The organism is Bacillus sp. sid0103 (assembly GCF_019219025.1).
In genome coordinates this window covers 274,722-292,864 of record NZ_JAHUWN010000001.1, presented here as the reverse complement: position 1 = coordinate 292,864, position 18,143 = coordinate 274,722, and the positions used below count along the sequence as shown (strand labels likewise).

General features: G+C 36.2%; 20 protein-coding genes. 15 read left to right on the top strand and 5 right to left on the bottom strand.

What is annotated here, in order from left to right; translation table 11 throughout:
- Positions 1-16 precede the first annotated feature (16 nt).
- From KW850_RS01440 to KW850_RS01390, 11 genes are all read left to right on the top strand, one after another.
- Positions 17-967, top strand: a complete 951-nt coding sequence (locus KW850_RS01440; protein WP_218345797.1) for an AAA family ATPase — start codon at positions 17-19, stop codon at positions 965-967.
- Positions 964-2,160: a DUF58 domain-containing protein gene (locus KW850_RS01435; RefSeq protein WP_218345796.1), complete on the top strand. Its 1,197-nt coding sequence runs from the start codon at positions 964-966 to the stop codon at positions 2,158-2,160. The genes KW850_RS01440 and KW850_RS01435 overlap by 4 nt, the downstream gene beginning before the upstream one ends.
- Positions 2,157-3,380: a hypothetical protein gene (locus KW850_RS01430; RefSeq protein ID WP_218345795.1), complete on the top strand. Its 1,224-nt coding sequence runs from the start codon at positions 2,157-2,159 to the stop codon at positions 3,378-3,380. The genes KW850_RS01435 and KW850_RS01430 overlap by 4 nt, the downstream gene beginning before the upstream one ends.
- A 346-nt stretch (positions 3,381-3,726) precedes the next feature.
- Positions 3,727-3,993 carry a phosphocarrier protein HPr gene (locus KW850_RS01425; protein WP_144548718.1) on the top strand — a complete coding sequence of 89 codons (267 nt, stop codon included), beginning with the start codon at positions 3,727-3,729 and terminating at the stop codon, positions 3,991-3,993.
- Positions 3,993-5,705 carry a phosphoenolpyruvate--protein phosphotransferase gene (gene ptsP / locus KW850_RS01420; protein ID WP_218345794.1) on the top strand — a complete coding sequence of 571 codons (1,713 nt, stop codon included), beginning with the start codon at positions 3,993-3,995 and terminating at the stop codon, positions 5,703-5,705. Before KW850_RS01425 ends, ptsP begins: the two co-directional genes overlap by 1 nt.
- Before the next feature lie 233 nt (positions 5,706-5,938).
- Entirely contained in the window at positions 5,939-6,085 is a 147-nt protein-coding gene (locus KW850_RS01415) for a hypothetical protein (protein ID WP_218345793.1), read from the top strand.
- Positions 6,086-6,195: 110 nt separating this feature from the next.
- A complete protein-coding gene (locus KW850_RS01410) occupies positions 6,196-6,831 on the top strand; it encodes an FMN-dependent NADH-azoreductase (RefSeq protein ID WP_218345792.1) in 636 nt (211 codons plus the stop codon).
- Positions 6,832-6,955: 124 nt separating this feature from the next.
- Entirely contained in the window at positions 6,956-7,741 is a 786-nt protein-coding gene (locus KW850_RS01405) for an SDR family oxidoreductase (protein ID WP_218345791.1), read from the top strand.
- Between the two features lie 91 nt (positions 7,742-7,832).
- Positions 7,833-8,306 (top strand): hypothetical protein, encoded by a 474-nt coding sequence (locus KW850_RS01400; protein WP_218345790.1) that lies wholly within the window; start codon positions 7,833-7,835, stop codon positions 8,304-8,306.
- A gap of 147 nt (positions 8,307-8,453) precedes the next feature.
- Positions 8,454-9,350: an NAD(P)-dependent oxidoreductase gene (locus tag KW850_RS01395; RefSeq protein WP_374226263.1), complete on the top strand. Its 897-nt coding sequence runs from the start codon at positions 8,454-8,456 to the stop codon at positions 9,348-9,350.
- A gap of 69 nt (positions 9,351-9,419) precedes the next feature.
- Positions 9,420-9,599, top strand: a complete 180-nt coding sequence (locus tag KW850_RS01390) for a hypothetical protein (RefSeq protein ID WP_218345789.1) — start codon at positions 9,420-9,422, stop codon at positions 9,597-9,599.
- Positions 9,600-9,650: 51 nt separating this feature from the next.
- On the opposite strand, the gene KW850_RS01385 is transcribed toward KW850_RS01390, so the two are convergent.
- The 5 genes from KW850_RS01385 to KW850_RS01365 all read right to left on the bottom strand — a co-directional run bounded on the left by KW850_RS01385 (position 9,651) and on the right by KW850_RS01365 (position 14,147).
- The gene (locus tag KW850_RS01385) at positions 9,651-10,805 is read right to left on the bottom strand and encodes an aminotransferase A (protein WP_218345929.1); all 1,155 of its coding nucleotides are present in this window, start codon (positions 10,803-10,805) and stop codon (positions 9,651-9,653) included.
- 160 nt (positions 10,806-10,965) lie between these two features.
- Complete coding sequence (locus KW850_RS01380; RefSeq protein WP_218345788.1) at positions 10,966-11,166, bottom strand: hypothetical protein; 201 nt, start codon at positions 11,164-11,166, stop codon at positions 10,966-10,968.
- 240 nt (positions 11,167-11,406) lie between these two features.
- Entirely contained in the window at positions 11,407-11,883 is a 477-nt protein-coding gene (locus KW850_RS01375) for a YkyB family protein (RefSeq protein WP_218345787.1), read from the bottom strand.
- Between the two features lie 378 nt (positions 11,884-12,261).
- Positions 12,262-13,134, bottom strand: coding sequence for a metallophosphoesterase (locus KW850_RS01370; RefSeq protein ID WP_218345786.1), 873 nt, complete (start codon positions 13,132-13,134; stop codon positions 12,262-12,264).
- A 164-nt stretch (positions 13,135-13,298) separates the two neighbouring features.
- On the bottom strand, positions 13,299-14,147 hold the full coding sequence (locus tag KW850_RS01365) for a C39 family peptidase (protein ID WP_256358010.1): 849 nt from the start codon (positions 14,145-14,147) through the stop codon (positions 13,299-13,301).
- A gap of 138 nt (positions 14,148-14,285) precedes the next feature.
- Between KW850_RS01365 and KW850_RS01360 the strand changes: the two genes are divergently transcribed.
- The 4 genes from KW850_RS01360 to KW850_RS01345 all read left to right on the top strand — a co-directional run bounded on the left by KW850_RS01360 (position 14,286) and on the right by KW850_RS01345 (position 18,113).
- Positions 14,286-15,497, top strand: a complete 1,212-nt coding sequence (locus KW850_RS01360; protein WP_218345785.1) for an EAL domain-containing protein — start codon at positions 14,286-14,288, stop codon at positions 15,495-15,497.
- 209 nt (positions 15,498-15,706) lie between these two features.
- Positions 15,707-15,943 carry a YkuJ family protein gene (locus tag KW850_RS01355; RefSeq protein ID WP_218345784.1) on the top strand — a complete coding sequence of 79 codons (237 nt, stop codon included), beginning with the start codon at positions 15,707-15,709 and terminating at the stop codon, positions 15,941-15,943.
- A 150-nt stretch (positions 15,944-16,093) separates the two neighbouring features.
- On the top strand, positions 16,094-16,546 hold the full coding sequence (cbpB, locus tag KW850_RS01350; protein WP_218345783.1) for a cyclic-di-AMP-binding protein CbpB: 453 nt from the start codon (positions 16,094-16,096) through the stop codon (positions 16,544-16,546).
- Between the two features lie 55 nt (positions 16,547-16,601).
- Positions 16,602-18,113, top strand: a complete 1,512-nt coding sequence (locus tag KW850_RS01345) for an MDR family MFS transporter (RefSeq protein ID WP_218345782.1) — start codon at positions 16,602-16,604, stop codon at positions 18,111-18,113.
- Positions 18,114-18,143 lie beyond the last annotated feature (30 nt).

Below are 18,143 nucleotides of genomic sequence, written 5' to 3'. Positions count from 1 at the left end.
TTAGGGGGAGGACAGAATGGCATTTACAGAGAACATAGAAAAATTAAAGACTGAGATAAGTAAAGTGATTGTCGGTATGGATACAGAAGTGGAATTAATGGCAATTTCTTTATTGTTTAACGGACATATTTTACTTGAAAGTATGCCTGGTACAGGGAAAACCATGCTTGCCAAGAGTTTTGCAGCTGCAATAGGCGGCGAGTTTTCACGAATTCAGTTTACTCCGGATGTCCTGCCAAGTGATGTGACTGGTATTCATTTTTTTAATCCAAAAGTGCAAGAGTTTGAATTACGTCCGGGTCCGATTATGTCAAATATTGTTTTAGCCGATGAAATAAATAGAGCAACCCCTAGGACCCAGTCAAGCTTACTGGAGGTTATGGAGGAGCGGCAAGTCACGATTGATGGTATAACAATTCCGTTAGAGGAGCCCTTTATGGTGATTGCAACACAAAATCCTGTTGAATCTCAACAAGGAACCTTTTCCTTGCCAGCAGCCCAAATGGACCGGTTTTTTATTAAAATAAATGTTGGGTATCCCGTTTATGAGGATGAAAGAAGAATTATGCAAATTCATCGTGGGGACAAAAAAACGAGCAATCTAGCTCAAGTATTTTCGATCCAGGATGTTAAGGAATTAAAGGCAGCCATAAATAAAACGCGTATTTCAACTGAAATCGAAGATTACCTCCTAACCATCGTTAGAAAAACGCGAGAGTTTAATAGCATTGAACTAGGTGCAAGTCCAAGAGGAACGTTAGCACTGATGAAAGCGGCACAGGGAAAAGCTTTCTTGAGCGATCGTACATACGTTACGCCAGCAGATGTGAAAGCAATTGCACCTTATGTCCTTGGGCATCGAATTATCCTTTCACTCGAAGGTGCTTTAACAAAAACGCCTGAAATGATTATCGAAGAAATCCTTGATACCATTCCTGTTCCAGTAGAAGCGGGGGCAAATGGATGATTTGGAACAAATACACGGTATTAGATCAAAGAATTACCGGCATATCCGGCTTGGCTTTGATCCTGGTCATTGTAAGTATATATATTCATTCCCATTTAACGTTATTTCTAGCAATCTTTTTTCTAACAATTGCATGGACCAATCAACGTTATTTAATAAAAGCAGGGGACAGGCTTTTTTTTGAAAATCTTTATGAAAAAACCTACTTCTTTGTTAACAATAAGGGACAATGGTTTATTAATTTACGTAATGATGGTTTACCCATTATTAATGGTGATTTAAGGGTATTCTTTGACTCGTCTGTAGTGCCAGTAGATGAAGAATCCGAATCCAGTCTCTCAATGTTTGAAATTTCCGTTCCCATTTCTTTGTACAAGAATCAGACTAAACAAATAATGATCCCTTTTTCGGCAAAATGCAGGGGAATTGCTAAAATACGCAGACTCGAATTTCATGTCCCCAGTCCTCTAGGGTTAGGAGAAACGATTTTAGAATCGAAACGATTCTTAAACCAACAAGCTGTTGTTTATCCACAACCACTTTTAGTAAAAGGTTTAAGAGAACAAATGTCGATGCTTCAAGGAAAAAGCATTGTCCCTATCTCTGTTTTTGAGGATCGGCATAGTCCATTAGGTACAAGACACTACCTTCCATCAGATAGTTTTAGCCAAATTCATTGGAAAGCATCGGCTCGAAAACAATTTTTGCAAACTAAAATCAATGAAAAAATGACGGAAAAGGGAATAAATATTACCCTAAACATTTCGAATGGACATTCTTTAAATGGTGAATTCGAAGAATTAATTAGCGGTCTCACTGAAATTGCTTATTATGCTTTTAATAGGCAAATTCCATATTCAATGTGTATCAATGTTCGAACCTCGGGAAGCACTCCTTTTCTTTATCTCTCTTTGGGAGAGGGGAAGGAGCATTTACAAAAAGTATTGGAAGCGCTCGCTTCAATAAGTACGCAGAATACGATTTTACCATATGAGCATATGCTTTCTTTTTATAACAGGCATTTGCCTGTTCAGCCAATTCTTATACACGCAGGGATTAGAACGGAAGAAACTAATCGAACCCTTTTATATATGGCTCATAAGGGGACTGAATTATTTGAACTTAAAATTCAACAGCAGCAAGGAATGTTAGGAAAAATGCCAATTCATCAAGAGAGTAGGAAACTGCTATGATGAAACGTTTGACAGAAATATCGAGCCATTTTCTTTTGGAATTAAACATAAGTATTCTTTTTCTGTTCCTATTTTATATAAATAAACAAGAATTGCCGCCTATTCTCTTGTTAGCTGTTTTATGCTTTAGCAGTATTCTCTTATTTATTATTATTCTTGAAAAATATCGGAATAAAGGAAAAAGGCTTTTTTTCGTAACCATTTTCCCTTTACTGATTGTGGCAGGGTACCTAGCAGGTTTATCTATTTTTGTGGGTTTTGTACTCGCCATGCTTGTATTTTGGCGGGGACAATCCTTGTACGAAGATGCCTCACAGCAATCTGAAATATTCTTGCTTTTATTGTCATTCCTAGTCGGAATCCTTGCTATTGTTTATTCAGGAATGAGTCATTACCCATATCAAAACCAGATTATCATCCTTCTAATTATTCAAGTCTTATTAGTTATTATTGGCAGTTTTGTTAAAAAATGGAATACGATGATAACTGATAAATCAAAGTTTGCGATATATTTGATAAAAATCCTTGCAGCAATTGCTGTAATTGGCGTAACGGTTACGTTCTTATTGATATATATTCAATTGTTGTTTTTTACTATTTTAAAATTATTCGTATTAGTTTTTTCTAGTATTATTGGACCTATCTTAAATCTTCTCAACTTGCTGTTAAGTAGAAATGAAAGTAAAGAAAGAAAACTACCACCCTTGGAGGAAAGTGATGTCCTTCAAGAAGCCGATAAGTACCAGAGGCATTCATATGGAATTACAGACGATATCCTCTATTCAATTCTCTTCGCGGGAATAGTTGTCTCTATCCTTTATTTGATTTACAAAAGGCATTTACGACAGAAGAAAGAGTCAGATAGTTCATCCCCTCTCGTGAAAATTTTCGAAGGGTCATTCAAATCCAACCAAGTTTCCTTTAGTCAAAAGAAAGGAAAACCTCCGGTAGATTTGATTAGAAGAGAAATATTCGACTTGGAAAATTATGCTCAGAAAAGGAAATTAGGACGTCTTCCCTACGAGACGTTGAGCGAATGGTGGCAGCGAGTAGGCATTACAGACTCTGAGGAATTAATTGAATACTATAATAAAGTCCGCTATGGCGGGGTTATCTATTCAAAAGAAGAAACCACCCAAATTTCAAAGGAAATTCGCCAATTAAGGCAAAGACTAAAGGATATTTATAAAAATAAACCAAATAAAAATATGTTGCTATAAATAAAGTTCATTCTTGATTGGAGCGGAAATCAACAGGCAAGTTTAACAGAAACTAATAAAAAAAATGATAGATTTTGATTGTTTTTGACAGATTTGTGAATTATGATATAAAATAGATTTTTCAGTTGTTTGAACTAGTCTAAACATGATATTCTAGCAATTGTATGAAACAATACATTATCATGAGAGTGAATATTCATTACATGATTGTTTTCTTTTTGGAAAAAATAACTGAAAAGAAGTGATTTTTTCTCTTTAGTTAGTTAACGATTTAGTTGACTAAATGATGAGAAATGTTTATTTTTAATGAAGTATATTTTATATAAATTAAAGGAGATTGATTAGCATGTCAGAAAAGCAATTTAAAATAATCGCAGAAACAGGTATTCACGCTAGACCAGCAACTTTATTAGTTCAAACAGCAAGCAGATTTGATTCTGAAATTCATTTAGAATATAAAGGTAAAAAAGTAAACTTAAAATCAATTATGGGTGTTATGTCTCTTGGTGTTGGCCAAGGTGCTGATATTACCATTTCTGCAGAAGGAAACGACGCAAACGATGCTTTAAATAGCCTTGAAGAAACATTGAAAAAAGAAGGATTGGCAGAATAATGACTTTTTTACATGGGATTGCTGCATCAAACGGTATTGCTATTGCAAAAGCTTACCGTCTTGTTGAACCAGATTTATCATTTGAATCAGGAACCATTGAAGATACTGCTGCTGAGGTGGACCGTTTCCGCAAGGCAATGGAGAAATCTAAAACAGAACTTGAAGCAATTCGTGACCGTGCTAAAGTTGACCTTGGGGCGGATAAAGCAGCCATTTTTGAAGCACATCTACTTGTATTAAGTGACCCTGAATTAAACTCACCAATTGAAGATAAAATTCAGTCTGATAAAGTAAATGCCGAGTCTGCGTTAAAAGAAACAGCAGATATGTTCATTATGATGTTTGAACAAATGGATAATGAATATATGAAGGAACGTGCAGCCGATATTCGTGATGTAACGAAGCGAGTCTTAGCTCATTTACTAGGCGTGCAGCTTGTCAATCCAAGTATGATTGCGGAAGAAGTAATTATTGTTGCTGAAGATTTAACTCCTTCAGATACAGCACAATTAAACAGACAATTTGTCTTAGGATTTACTACAAACATTGGTGGACGTACCTCACATTCAGCAATTATGGCTCGTTCTATGGAAATTCCAGCCGTAGTTGGAACGAAGACAGCTACTGAAGAAATCAATAATGGAGATCTTGTGATTGTTGATGGTTTAAAAGGTGAAGTACATATTAATCCAACGCCTGAACTTGTGGAACAGTATCGTAAAATTCATGATGAGTATGAAGTTCAAAAAGCAGAATGGGCCAAGCTTGTCAATGAACCAACTGTAACCAGTGATGAACACCATGTTGAATTAGTAGCTAATATCGGGACTCCAAAGGATTTAAAAGGAGTAATTGAAAATGGCGGTGAAGGTGTAGGTCTATACAGGACTGAATTCCTTTACATGGGTAGAGATCAGCTTCCAACAGAAGAAGAACAGTTCGAATCCTATAAAGCGGTTTTAGAGGGGTTAAACGGAAAGCCTGTGGTGGTTCGTACCCTTGATATCGGTGGAGATAAAGAACTTCCATACCTGGATCTGCCAAAAGAAATGAATCCATTTTTAGGCTTTAGAGCTATTCGCTTATGTTTAGAAGAGCAAGACTTATTCCGTACTCAACTTAGAGCGTTGTTACGGGCCAGCACCTATGGAAACTTAAAAATCATGTTCCCAATGATTGCAACTCTAGATGAGTTCCGTGCTGCAAAAGCAATTCTTGAAGAAGAGAAGCAAAAACTTCTTGCTGAAGGCCAAAAAGTTGCCGATGGAATCGAACTTGGAATCATGGTCGAAATCCCGTCAACTGCAATCTTAGCGGATCAATTTGCAAAAGAAGTAGACTTCTTTAGTATCGGAACCAACGATTTAATTCAATATACAATGGCTGCTGACCGGATGAATCAGCGTGTCTCCTACTTATATCAGCCTTATAGCCCATCAATTTTACGATTAGTAAAAATGGTTATTGATGCAGCACATGCAGAAGGAAAATGGACAGGTATGTGTGGGGAAATGGCAGGGGATGAAACAGCTATTCCAGTTCTAATCGGGCTTGGACTTGACGAATTTTCAATGAGTGCCACTTCCATCTTAAAAGCTCGTTCACAAATCAAGAATCTGAAAAAATCTGATATGGAAAAGCTTGCGCAAGAAGTTTTAAATATGCAAACAACCGATCAGGTTATTGAAGCGGTTAATGCCGCCACAAAATAATATAGTACACTGAAAAGACCGGCTGAAGATGAGCCGGTCTTTTTTTGTCTCGAATAATTTTTTGATTTTTCATATTACTATCTTTTTTATTGTGGAATTTTGAGTATAATAATAGGTAATACATAATACCTATTTTTTTGTTAGTTCTTATGGATGATAAATGTACAGAAATAGGAAAGTGTTGCGTAATAAATGCACATAATAAAGTTGAAATAGTGGAGGTGAATGGAATTATGGAACAAAAGCCTGTACATTATGATGGAAGTTCACAACAAGTTCAAGCAACAAATGAGTCATTGGGTAATGAACCATTCCAGTTGACTGATGAAATGAGAATGAACATTGGTCGTAACCCTTACTCCCTCGATACAAATGAATAAACAATGTAAGAAAAAGGATTTGTCTTCGGGCAAATCCTTTTTGACTATTTTCCTTCATTTTTACAGATAATAATAATGTTGTCTTTATTCAAAAGAAAGGTGGAGCATGAATGGTACGTGTTTTGTATATTACGGCACATCCTCACAATGAAACACAGTCCTATAGTATGGCAGTAGGTAAAGCATTCATTGATAGCTATAAACAAATCAATTCCGGTGATGAGGTCATACATCTAGATTTGTATAAAGAAAATATACCTCACATTGATGCAGATGTGTTTAGTGGGTGGGGGAAACTTCGCTCTGGTCAAGGCTTTGATGACTTAACAGCAGAAGAAAAGCAAAAGGTCAGCCGTCTTAACGAGCTTAGTGAGCAGTTTGTGAGTGCTGATAAATATGTGTTTGTCACGCCTTTATGGAATTTCTCATTTCCACCCATTATGAAGGCGTATCTTGATTCCGTATCTGTTGCAGGAAAGACCTTTAAATATACCGAACAGGGTCCAATCGGTCTATTAACGGATAAAAAAGCATTGCATATTCAAGCCCGAGGGGGATTTTACTCAGAGGGGCTTGCAGCCGAAATGGAAATGGGGCACCGTTATATAAGTGTTATGATGAGTTTCTTTGGAGTTCCTTCACTAGAGGGGCTGTTTGTGGAAGGTCATAATGCCATGCCTGACAAGGCTTCAGAAATAAAAGAAAATGCGATTGCCCGGGCAAAGGATCTTGCTCATACATTCTAAAAATGTACTAGAATATGGAAAAAGAGGCAGTTAAAGACTGTCTCTTTTTTTATTATTTTTACCAAGTATTCCCTCGATATATCCTGTATACTAGAAGTAGATTTATGAAGGAGGAATCATAAAAATGGAGTTAAATTTAACCGGGAAAACTGCTTTGGTGGTTGCTTCTAGCCAAGGCTTAGGGTTTGCCATAGCCGAACGTTTAATTAAAGAGGGAGCAAATGTTATGCTTTCTGGCCGGGAAGAGGAGAAGCTCAGACAAAAGGCAAGTCAGCTTGAATCTATCGGATTAGGAAAAGTGGCCTATCAAAAAGCGGATATAACGAATATGAATGACATTAATCAGTTGGTAAAAATAACAGCAGAAACGTTTCAAAGAATTGATTTACTAGTTAATAATGCTGGTGGTCCTCCTGCAGGTTCATTTGAAGAATTAACGGATGAAGATTGGCAAAAGTCTTTTGAATTGAATTTATTATCATACGTTCGAATGATCCGTGCGGCATTACCTTATTTGAAAAAGCAGGGTGGGAAAATTTTAAACATCGCATCTACTTCAATTAAAGAACCAATTCCAGGATTAATTCTATCGAACACTTTTCGTACTGGTATAGTCGGCTTATCAAAGACACTAGCTTCGGAGCTGGCTCCATATAATATTTTAATAAATACGATTGCTCCTGGTCGGATTGCCACAGACCGCACAAATCATTTAGATCAAGTGAATGCCGATAAACTTGGTGTTGACAGGGAGACAGTTGAATTACATGTAAAGGCAGGAATTCCCTTAAAGAGATACGGTACACCAGAGGAATTTGCAAATGTTGCGGCTTTCTTGCTGTCCGATGCAAATTCCTATATGACAGGCAGTTCATTTTTAGTAGACGGAGGGATGATTAAAGCAATCTAAAAATAAATAAATTTTTCCTATATTAACCTTTCTTTACGTTTATTACCGGTGTATTTTGGCAATGGTAAAAATATTAAGGGAGTGTTATAAAATGCTGAAAAATATTCGATTAGTAACCGTTTTGCTCTTGGTACTATGTGGGTCTATGCTATTAAACGGCTGTGGTTTACTATTTTCAAATGAATTAATTGTTAATCGTTATGCAGACGCTCTGTTGACAAAAAATAACGAACTACAATTTCGTTTTCGAATTAACAATGAAATATTAGCAGGGCAACAATTATATAAGGTGAAAGTAACGATTCATGATGACAAGTTAGCTGAGGCAATTGGTAAACGAGAGATAGTTTATGGAGAAGATCAGGTGCTGAACGGTGAATATTTAGAAGTAAAAGGAAAAAGCGAAAAATATATTTTTATGGATCCTCTTCCTCTAAGAGAAGATTTACATATTCTTGAACTTAAAAATATGATTGAAAAGAATAATGCCGTTTCAATTGAAGTATTTAATAATCAAGAGGTATTCGGCCGTGCTTACCTAACAAACTTTTCATCAGAGTTGTAAATAGTGATTATGTTATCAAATAAAAGGGCAAAATAAAATTGTGCATAATATTGGAGATGGAGCACAAAAACCGGAGCGACTGGGACGTTCCGGTTTTTTTATGCGAACTTTTTTATCAATAATGCTAAAATATAGAAGAAAATAAACATGAGAGGAAAGATTATTTTGCTTACACCAGAAAATACAGTAATTGGTTTTATTGGCACGGGGGTTATGGGAAAAAGTATGGCAGGGCATATAATAAATGCTGGCTATTCTTTAGTCGTTTATTCAAGGACAAAGGAAAAAGCACAAGATTTATTGAATCATGGTGCCGAATGGGTAGCGACACCAAAAGAGGTAGCTGAAAAGGCATCTGTCACTTTCACAATGGTTGGTTATCCCACTGATGTGGAGGAAATCTACTTCGGAGAAAATGGTTTAATTCATAATGGAACATCAGGTAGTTATCTAATCGATATGACAACCTCAGCGCCGTCACTGGCAATTAGAATTTATGAAGAAGCTAATAAAAAGGGAATCCAGGTCATTGATGCACCGGTATCAGGTGGAGATGTGGGAGCAAAAGAAGCAAAGCTCTCGATTATGGTTGGTGGTGAAACGGATGCATTTGAAGAGGTTAAGCCACTATTAGAGCTTTTAGGCACAAATGTAGTTTATCAAGGTAAACCAGGGGCAGGCCAGCATACAAAAATGTGCAACCAAATTGCGATTGCGTCAAACATGATTGGTGTTTGTGAAGCTATTATTTATGCTGAAAAAGCGGGTCTGGATCCTGAAAATGTCCTGAAAAGTATTACAACGGGAGCTGCTGGAAGCTGGTCGCTAAGTAATCTTGCTCCGAGAATGTTAGCAGGAAATTTTGAACCTGGTTTTTACATAAAACATTTTATTAAAGATATGAAAATTGCGATAGATGAAGGAGACCGAATGGGGATGGAGGTACCTGGGCTCTCTTTAGCAAAATCTTTATATGATCAATTAGCCGAAATGGGCGAAGAAAATAGCGGGACACAAGCGCTTTATAAATATTGGCAGAGCTAACTCTAATGAATAAATTCTTCCTATCTTCTTGAAACTAAAAGAGAAACCTTTATATAGGAGGAATGGTTAATGGCTAAACGGACAAAAAAGAACGATGCTGAACAAAAAAACAAACAGGGGTTTGATTCTGCAGTTTCAAACGAAGAATTCGCTGCTGAATTCGGTTCAGCTGCTGCAAATCAAGCACATAAAGAAAAGGCCAAAAAAGAAAAGGCTCCAAAAAACAATGGGAAATATAAAGGACAGTAATCCCCTAAGACTAAGGCCCTCACAATCAATGTGAGGGCCCTTAAGTTTTTTTTATTTAAAGTTGTTTAAAAATTGTTCCAACCGGTTTAGGCCCAGCTCTAATAAATCCATAGAACAAGCAAATGATAACCGGAAATAACCTTCTCCATATTCTGAAAAAGCACTGCCTGGAACAACGGCTACTTTAGTTTCTTGAACAAGTTTCAGGGCAAATTCAAAACTGTTTAATGCGACCGCATCAGGGATTTTAATAAAGAAGTAAAAAGCACCATCTGGCTTGATTACATCAAGTCCCATAGTGGTTAAACGCTTGAAAACATACTCTCTTCTTTTTAGATATTCTCTTTTCATCACAAGTGCATCATCAATGCCTGTCGTTACAGCCGCTAGGGCTGCCTTTTGCGCGACCGATGTTGCACAGGAAATATTATATTGATGGACCTTTAAGATATGTTTAGTAATGCACTCAGGCGCAAATAAAAAGCCAATTCTCCAGCCGGTCATCGAATGCGATTTGGACAAACCATTTATAACAATCGTTTGTTCTTTTAGAAAGGCAGCAATTGACTTATGTGGCTGGTCATAGGTAAGCTCGCTGTAAATTTCATCTGCAAGGATAAAGATATTTTTATTTTTAAGATAATCTGCTATTTCTCTTAGTTCAGATTCTGTGAGACTTACTCCCGTCGGATTAGAAGGGTATGGGAGTACGATACAGCGTGTATTTTCGGTAATAAAGGGTTTGATCATGTCTAAAGTGAAGCGGAACTGATTTTGACGAATATCGACGTGAACGGGGATCGCTCCCATCATTTTAATAATTGGTTCATAACCAGGATATATCGGCCCCGGTAATAAGACTTCCGAACCTTCTGTTAAAATAGTCCGAAAAGCAATATCAATTGCCTCGCTTGCTCCTGCAGTAACGATTACCTCTGACTCAGGTTTATAATCCAAGCCATATTTAATGTTAACAAAATGACAAGCAGCTTCCCTTAATTCTATGGTCCCAGCATTATGAGTGTAGGATGTGAAATTTTCTGCAATCGCTGTTATTCCAGCAGCTTTTACATGCTCTGGAGTAGGAAAATCAGGCTGCCCAATTGTAAAAGAAATTAAGTCATCAACATGGGCTACCATATTAGAAAACTTTCTTATTCCCGAAATTTCGATATTTTTTACACGTTGATTAATTAAGTGTTCCAACATTGTCCATCCTTCCGAGTGAGGATTCATTGATTTTTATGTATTAAATAATTATAGACTATTTTTGGGTGAAGTTTCTACTTTATATATAGTAAAAAACGATCTGTGATTCAGATCGTTTTTTGTGGGAGTGGGAGTTTATATTAATTGTTAACGTTTCTTAATAGCCATAGTCCCAGTCAACTTCATCTTCATGCCAAAATACTGGTGACACTGATCCGAAGTTAACCATTTTATTATCGAGTTTGCAATTACATTGTTCGCAACCACATTGCTCTTTTATTTCTTCATAAATAGAATGATCAACATCTTCAATAAATGTTACCTTTTGTTCCTGAAAAAGAATCGCTGTTCCTCTCATTGGTCAAGCACCTCTTTGAATGATTTATCTTTAACTGTATTGTAAATCTCCAATTATTAAGCGTCTATATATATGAGAAGTTGTTCACAAAATCATCACGAAGTCGTTGCGAAATATGACAAATTTTCCATAATAAAAGGCTGTGTTAAACTTGCTTAGAAATTCCGCTCCAATCATCAAGATTACAATATACAATGCCTCTTAATACAGACTAATAGAAAAAAGCCAGGCATCCTGGCTTCACGAATATCTTTCGCCTAATTTTTTAAATACGGGCTTTTGATACGTTTTGCTTTTTTTATGGTTTGGTTGCGTTTGTTCAAGATCTTTGAATCCTGTATATAACTGGAGTAATGCTTTTGCTGAATTAAGGGAAAGTGTAGCCTTTGGATTTCTAACTCCGTGATCTAATTTCCCAAAATGAGGTAGATCGTGAAAATCAGTTTTAGTTGGAGGAATATGGAATGTATATCTTCCACATTCAACTAGCACATCGGACTGCTGTTGACTATTTCGCGGATTTTCAGAAAAATGGAGACCCACTTTTTTTGCTTTGCCTTCTTCGATTAATTTTTTTAGTGATTCTTGTTTTAATTTGTACAATAATCTGGGGTTAGGTGCTGTTTTGGCATGGCGATTCACAATAAAGATAGCTTGTGCGAGGTTTTCGATGGTTAGGTTTAGATTGACTAGGGGGCCTTTCTGATCACGATTCAAAATATGTTCTCCTTTCAATTATATAAAACATCTATATTATACCTTTTTTATTAAGAAATAGGAATAAAGCAGTAACATCTTTTTCGCTATATTTTAAGAAAATAATAATAATTCATCGATTCTCATGAATAAAAGCCAATTTAGGATGTAACCTATTTCTAAAGCAAAAATGATTAATAATATTAAAATTTAGTGGAATAATCCTTATTTTCAATAAATTACTTTCTTTCAGTCAATTTCATTGTAAAATATAAATATTAGTATGTACAAACATTATTGTAAAATATAAGGACTTTTTTTTATCTGAAGGATGATTATAGCATTAGCCAAAATGAAAAAAACTCCCATTCAACATAAATATTGAGAAGGAGCTTTTTGCTATATTTCAGGTTTAAGTGTAAAGATAGTTAACTCGGGTTTTGACAAAAAGCGAAAGGGGAGACGGGTTGTTCCAATTCCTCTATTGACATAGAGTGATAGGGGAGAAACGTCACCGACTGAATAAAGACCCTCTGGGTATAGCTGCCCAAAGGGAGGAGTTACAAGTGCTCCTAAAAATGGGATTTTTATCTGTCCTCCATGGCTATGGCCGCTAAGCTGCCATTGGATCGGATATTGTGACGCTGTTCCTGCAAGATCAGGAGCATGAGATAATAATATCGTGAAAGTATTTTTAGGCACATTTTTTAATGTCAATGGCAGATTTGGATTTCCTAACATGGCATCATCAATTCCAAGCAAATAAATGATACTTCCATCTTTAGTGATAACCGGAACAGCTTGGTTCAAAAGGACAGTAAAATTAGTGGTCTCCATAATATTTCTATAGATGTCAGAACCATAACCCCCATGGTCATGATTTCCGAAAATGCAATATTTCCCTAGCGGGGCATGTAATTTCTTTAAAATGGGTATCAATTTATTAATTTCCGTATATTGGTTGGGCTCGTCCATTAAATCACCCGTAAATAAAATAATGTCCGGCTGAAGACTATTAATTTTTTCAACTAATTTATTAAATTGCTGTAACGTATATTGAAAACCAAGGTGTGTATCACTAAATTGAATCATTTTTATTTCATCAAAGCTGTCTGGAATCAATCGATGTTTTATTTGAATTTCTTGTATATCGAGTAAGGAAGGCTCAATTCGATTGGCATAAAGATAGCCCCCCGAACCTAAACCCAGAACAGTTAGAATGGAGCCAAATGATCGCTTTAAAAAGATTCTCCTCGTCTGTTTTTTAGCCATTTTTTCAACCAGCCTATTTTCTTATTTACTTTTCTACTAAAAGAAGAGTCACACAGTATTTTCATTAAAACAGAATGAACATGCAAGCGAAAGGTCCTTTGTATGTGTTTATTCAAAAAAAAATAAAACATTCATAAAAGCAGCCAAAAATTTGGCTGCTTTACCTAATGATAACTAACTGCTCGACATTTTAATGCTTTCCAAGATGATATAAATTGTTGTTTGCCAACTCGGACCTGTTTTCTTCCCGAAAGTGGATCGTTAAGATAGACGTTGTTGTTGTCGTATCCAACTAAGACGACGGCATGTAAATCAAGGGGAGTTTTAATATATTGGTTCCCGTGGTACCATCCTTCCCAACGATCTGGTAGTCGGTAATCCCCAGTTGTCCAAACCACCACAGGATATCCCGCTGAGACATGCTCTAATACTTTTTCAAAGGGCTTGTTTGTTAAATTAACAGCTCTGTTAGGAAGCTTTTGGTTGATTAAGGCGATCATTGGTTTATCAAATACAGCATACCCTGCTCTTCTGCCTGTCATATCCCCTACAAAGCCATCAGCAGGGTTTCCCCAACGTAAAATATCTCCTTTAGCCGATTTGATCAACGGGTCGGGATCTTTCCGAACAGATCGGTAAAGGTCCATTTTGTTTGTTTTAACTCCTGCATAGTTTAATACCATTGCAAGACTGGTTACCTCGCAACCGTATCTAAGTTCTGGATTCTGCTTTATTAACACTACATTAAGCATGGCAGAATTGTTTTTCCTTTGTGTGGTAGTAACCGACTTATTTTTATTAACTGATTTCTTTACATTTATCACTTGCTCATTAAGCTCGTTTATGTTGTATGATGTATTTTTATTAACAACAGGAGAAGAGTTAGGTGTAGTATCTTCAACTGCTACCGAGGAAGGAGGCTGTTTTTCTTCAGTGTTTGTATTTGTATCTGCATCAAAGTGACTACATCCAAACATGGGAAGGATTAAGACTAAAAAGCAAAGTTTTTTCAAAACATATCCTCCTTATTAAACAACTTGTGTATAGGTTATGATTGTTTCTATGCGGCTATAATGGTATCCTTTTGGAAAAGAACGATAATCCTTACATATGCGTATGGTATATTAAGAAAAAATTTTGGAGGTACTTGGATGGATGCATTGGAAATACTATCGGATCTTGAAAATGTATTTCCCTATTTTCAACCGATTTTTAGTGCCGATGAACAAAGTGTAATTGCCTATGAGGTCTTGGGGAGATATAAATCAGAAGGAAATATTATTAGTTTAGGAACATTTTTTCAGGATGATCAAATACCTGATGAATATAAATATGAAGTGGATCTGTTATTAGTTAAAATGGCGCTTGAAAAAGCTCTAACACTAGAAGAGGATGTTAGTATCTTTTTGAATCGACATGCTGATTTATTAATGTACGACAATGGTGAACCTTTTTTACAAGAACTACTCGCATTTGAAAAAAAGGGTTTAAAATTAAATCGAATTGTCTTGGAAATTTCAGATCGGAATTATGTTGGTGATTTAGACCAATTTGATCATTTACTTCAATATTATCGTACCTATGGGATTAAACTAGCGATTGCCAGAATTGATAGTGAGAGTCATTATTTTGAGCGGATTGGACAACTTGAACCTGATTTTTTGAAAATCAACTTACAGGCTTTAAAATCAACATCTACTGGCATTAATTTTAACGATGTCTTGTTTTCATTGTCCCTTTTGGCAAGGAAAATAGGGGCAACCCTCTTGTTTGAAAATATTGAGATGAGTTACCAGTTACAGTTTGCCTGGAAGAATGGAGGACGATATTATCAAGGATACTATTTACTTCCACCTGCACCTGAATTTATTCAACGTGATTTTCTTAAAGACCGCTTAAAAGAAAAGTTTCATGACTTTATCTCCTATGAAAAGAAGAAATTAGAGGCTGTTTATACAACTGCAGAGACCTTTCAAGCTAAGGTCCAAGAAATTGTCATGAAAAACAGAAATGGAACATATCAAACCCTGTTTCAGGCCCTCATCAAAGAATTAGATCAGATTGCCTTTCGGATGTATGTTTGTGATGAGGATGGATTTCAAAAATCTGCTAATATTTTCAAAGGGAAAGAGGGTTGGATAACTCAATCCGAATACATTCAAAAGAATTGGAGCTGGCGTCCGTATTTTTTAGAAAATATTATCAAAATGAGAAATGAACGAAAAGGAATTTTATCGGACTTATATTCGGATATAGAAACTGGGGAAACCATCCGTACATTTTCGTTTCCTATGAATGGCGATGATTATTTGTTTATTGATATTGCTTATCAATACTTATTTCAAAATGAACAATTGCTTTAAATTGTTTTAGCTTATTTTCATTCAAATAATAAAAAATTACCTATTTTTTTATTTTTACTTGGACAAATGGCCAGTGTTATTTTATTCTTTTAATATTGGCATATTCTTATGGGCTGGAAAATGATGAAAGATAACCACTCGGATAGAAAAATGCTAAATGAGAAATATAATTGTAGATGTTTGTTTGGGTTGGAAAGGAGACGAAGCCGATGTCACAGCTTCAAGGTATATTATCAAGATTAAAAAATCTTCAGGAAACAGCAAATAGTGGTGAACCAGCACAACGCTATTTCGAGGTAAACGGAGATAGAAAGTGTCAAGTAACATTTCATCCGAAAACGGAGACATTTGAATTAGAAATATATAATGAAAAGGAAAAACCAAAGCGTTATCAATTTGATAACATTGATATGATTACAATTGAAATTTTTGATTTGATTCAATAAGGGACCTTTAGGGGTCCTTTCTTTTTCATGTCATGAAAAATGGCGGAGGATGCAAAACGTTTCGAGCGGAACGTTACCAAAATTAACACAGACTCCCGAATACTATGGTAGAATGAAACTGTAGAAAAACAATTTTGAGGAGTTACCGTGATGATCAGTCTTCCTAATGATGAATTTTTAAAATTAACGATAAAAGATTTAATGATTCCGTCTGAACGGGTTGCACACGTGCAAATTGGCAATAATCTCGAGCATGCCTTATTAGTTTTAACAAAAAGTGGTTATACGGCTATCCCTGTGTTAGATCCACATTACAAACTTCACGGGTTAATAAGTACGCCAATTATTATGGATTCTATTTTAGGACTAGAAAGAATTGAGTTTGAGCAACTTGAGAAAAAACGTGTTGAAGAGGTTATGAAAAGTTCAATTCCGCGAGTGAAAATTTCAGCATCCTTAAAAACATGCCTTGAACTACTTGTTACTCAACCTTTTTTATGCGTTGAGACTGAAGATGGCTATTTTGAAGGAATTTTGCCAAGAAGTACATTATTAAATCAATTAAATAAGATGATTAATAAATTGCAAAACAGTGACAGATGATGTTTTTAGGCTCCCGAGAAGGGAGCTTGATTTTTTTAACGTTTGAGGTGTAAATATGAGCAATGCTTTTGGTAAGATATCAAAAGAAGGTTCTCAGAAAAAACAAACAAAAAAACCGCTTGTATTAGCAGCGGTGATGTTAGCGATGTTTATGGGGGCGATTGAAGCCACGATTGTTTCAACCGCAATGCCGGCCATTGTTGCAGACCTTGGCGGGTTTACCCTTTATAGCTGGGTATTTTCTGCGTACTTGTTAATGAATTCTGTAACCGTTCTCATTTACGGAAAATTATCTGATTTATTTGGCAGGAAACCAATTCTTACCATCGGAATTATTTTCTTTTTAATCGGATCGATTCTTTGTGGGTTTGCCACGTCCATGAACATGCTGATTATTTTTCGCTTAATACAAGGATTTGGTGCTGGTGCAGTGACGCCAATAGCAACCACCATCATTGGTGATATTTACAGCGCTGAAGAGAGGGCAAAAATTCAGGGATACTTATCTAGTGTTTGGGGGATTTCAGCCATAACCGGACCAGCAGTTGGAGGCTTACTTGTTCAATATGTAAGTTGGCATTATGTTTTTTGGATTAACGTTCCACTTGGTATCCTCTCTTTAGTGGGTCTCTGGTTGTTTTTACATGAAAACATCAAAAGGAAACAACATGAAATAGATTATGTTGGTGCTGTTTTGGTCACGGTCACGATCTCCTCGTTAATGTTTATCCTTGTCGAAGGCGGAAGCCGGTTTGCATGGAGTTCTTGGCAGTCAGTAAGTTTATTTGCATTAAGTGTTATAACTTTACTTGGATTTGTGCTCCATGAAGGCCGTGCGAAAGAGCCGATTATGCCATTTACGATTTGGAAAGAACGTTCTATATTAATTGCTAACACGACCTCACTTACAACTGGAATCATGTTAATAGGAATCTCAAGCTTTTTACCAACATTTGTACAAGGTGTGATGGAACAAACACCAATCGTTGCTGGATTTACCTTGACAACGATGTCAATCGGCTGGCCAATCGCGTCAACAATTGCTGGACGATTGTTGATTACTATTGGTTATCGAAAAACATCGATTATCGGAGGATTATTGTTAATTATCGGCAGTATCGTCTTCGTGACGATGTCAGCGTCCTCCGGGCCTTTGTGGGCAGCAGCGGGTTCTTTTTTCGTTGGTGGAGGAATGGGCTTAACATCTACGGCCTTTATTGTCTCGATTCAAAGTACGGTTGGTTGGGAACAGAGAGGGATCGCAACCGCTTCAAATATGTTTATGCGGAATCTTGGCAATACCATCGGTGCAGCGTTGCTCGGAGGGATTCTTAATAATCGATTGAGTCATTATTTCAGTCAAAAAGATCATACTTTCTCAGTGGATGATGTTAATAAACTGTTAAAATCGACGGAACGGGAAAATCTTTCAGAATCAGTCCGAAACTTCTTGCAGAATGGGTTAACCCATTCCCTTCATTTTGTTTATTATGTTGTCCTTGCTGTTGCGATTATAAGTTTACTATTAATCTTTTTTATACCGAAAAAGAACGAACGCTCTGTGTAATTTTTACAGGGCCTTTTTTAAGGAGGGATC

Excerpts from the sequence above, each read along its gene's own strand:
- KW850_RS01440 (WP_218345797.1), top strand. The coding sequence starts at position 17 with ATGGCATTTACAGAGAACATAGAAAAATTAAAGACTGAGATAAGTAAA.
- KW850_RS01435 (WP_218345796.1), top strand. The coding sequence starts at position 964 with ATGATTTGGAACAAATACACGGTATTAGATCAAAGAATTACCGGCATA.
- KW850_RS01430 (WP_218345795.1), top strand. The coding sequence starts at position 2,157 with ATGATGAAACGTTTGACAGAAATATCGAGCCATTTTCTTTTGGAATTA.
- KW850_RS01425 (WP_144548718.1), top strand. The coding sequence starts at position 3,727 with ATGTCAGAAAAGCAATTTAAAATAATCGCAGAAACAGGTATTCACGCT.
- ptsP (WP_218345794.1), top strand. The coding sequence starts at position 3,993 with ATGACTTTTTTACATGGGATTGCTGCATCAAACGGTATTGCTATTGCA.
- KW850_RS01415 (WP_218345793.1), top strand. The coding sequence starts at position 5,939 with ATGGAACAAAAGCCTGTACATTATGATGGAAGTTCACAACAAGTTCAA.
- KW850_RS01410 (WP_218345792.1), top strand. The coding sequence starts at position 6,196 with ATGGTACGTGTTTTGTATATTACGGCACATCCTCACAATGAAACACAG.
- KW850_RS01405 (WP_218345791.1), top strand. The coding sequence starts at position 6,956 with ATGGAGTTAAATTTAACCGGGAAAACTGCTTTGGTGGTTGCTTCTAGC.
- KW850_RS01400 (WP_218345790.1), top strand. The coding sequence starts at position 7,833 with ATGCTGAAAAATATTCGATTAGTAACCGTTTTGCTCTTGGTACTATGT.
- KW850_RS01395 (WP_374226263.1), top strand. The coding sequence starts at position 8,454 with ATGAGAGGAAAGATTATTTTGCTTACACCAGAAAATACAGTAATTGGT.
- KW850_RS01390 (WP_218345789.1), top strand. The coding sequence starts at position 9,420 with ATGGCTAAACGGACAAAAAAGAACGATGCTGAACAAAAAAACAAACAG.
- KW850_RS01380 (WP_218345788.1), bottom strand. The coding sequence starts at position 11,166 with ATGAGAGGAACAGCGATTCTTTTTCAGGAACAAAAGGTAACATTTATT.
- KW850_RS01370 (WP_218345786.1), bottom strand. The coding sequence starts at position 13,134 with ATGGCTAAAAAACAGACGAGGAGAATCTTTTTAAAGCGATCATTTGGC.
- KW850_RS01360 (WP_218345785.1), top strand. The coding sequence starts at position 14,286 with ATGGATGCATTGGAAATACTATCGGATCTTGAAAATGTATTTCCCTAT.
- KW850_RS01355 (WP_218345784.1), top strand. The coding sequence starts at position 15,707 with ATGTCACAGCTTCAAGGTATATTATCAAGATTAAAAAATCTTCAGGAA.
- cbpB (WP_218345783.1), top strand. The coding sequence starts at position 16,094 with ATGATCAGTCTTCCTAATGATGAATTTTTAAAATTAACGATAAAAGAT.
- KW850_RS01345 (WP_218345782.1), top strand. The coding sequence starts at position 16,602 with ATGAGCAATGCTTTTGGTAAGATATCAAAAGAAGGTTCTCAGAAAAAA.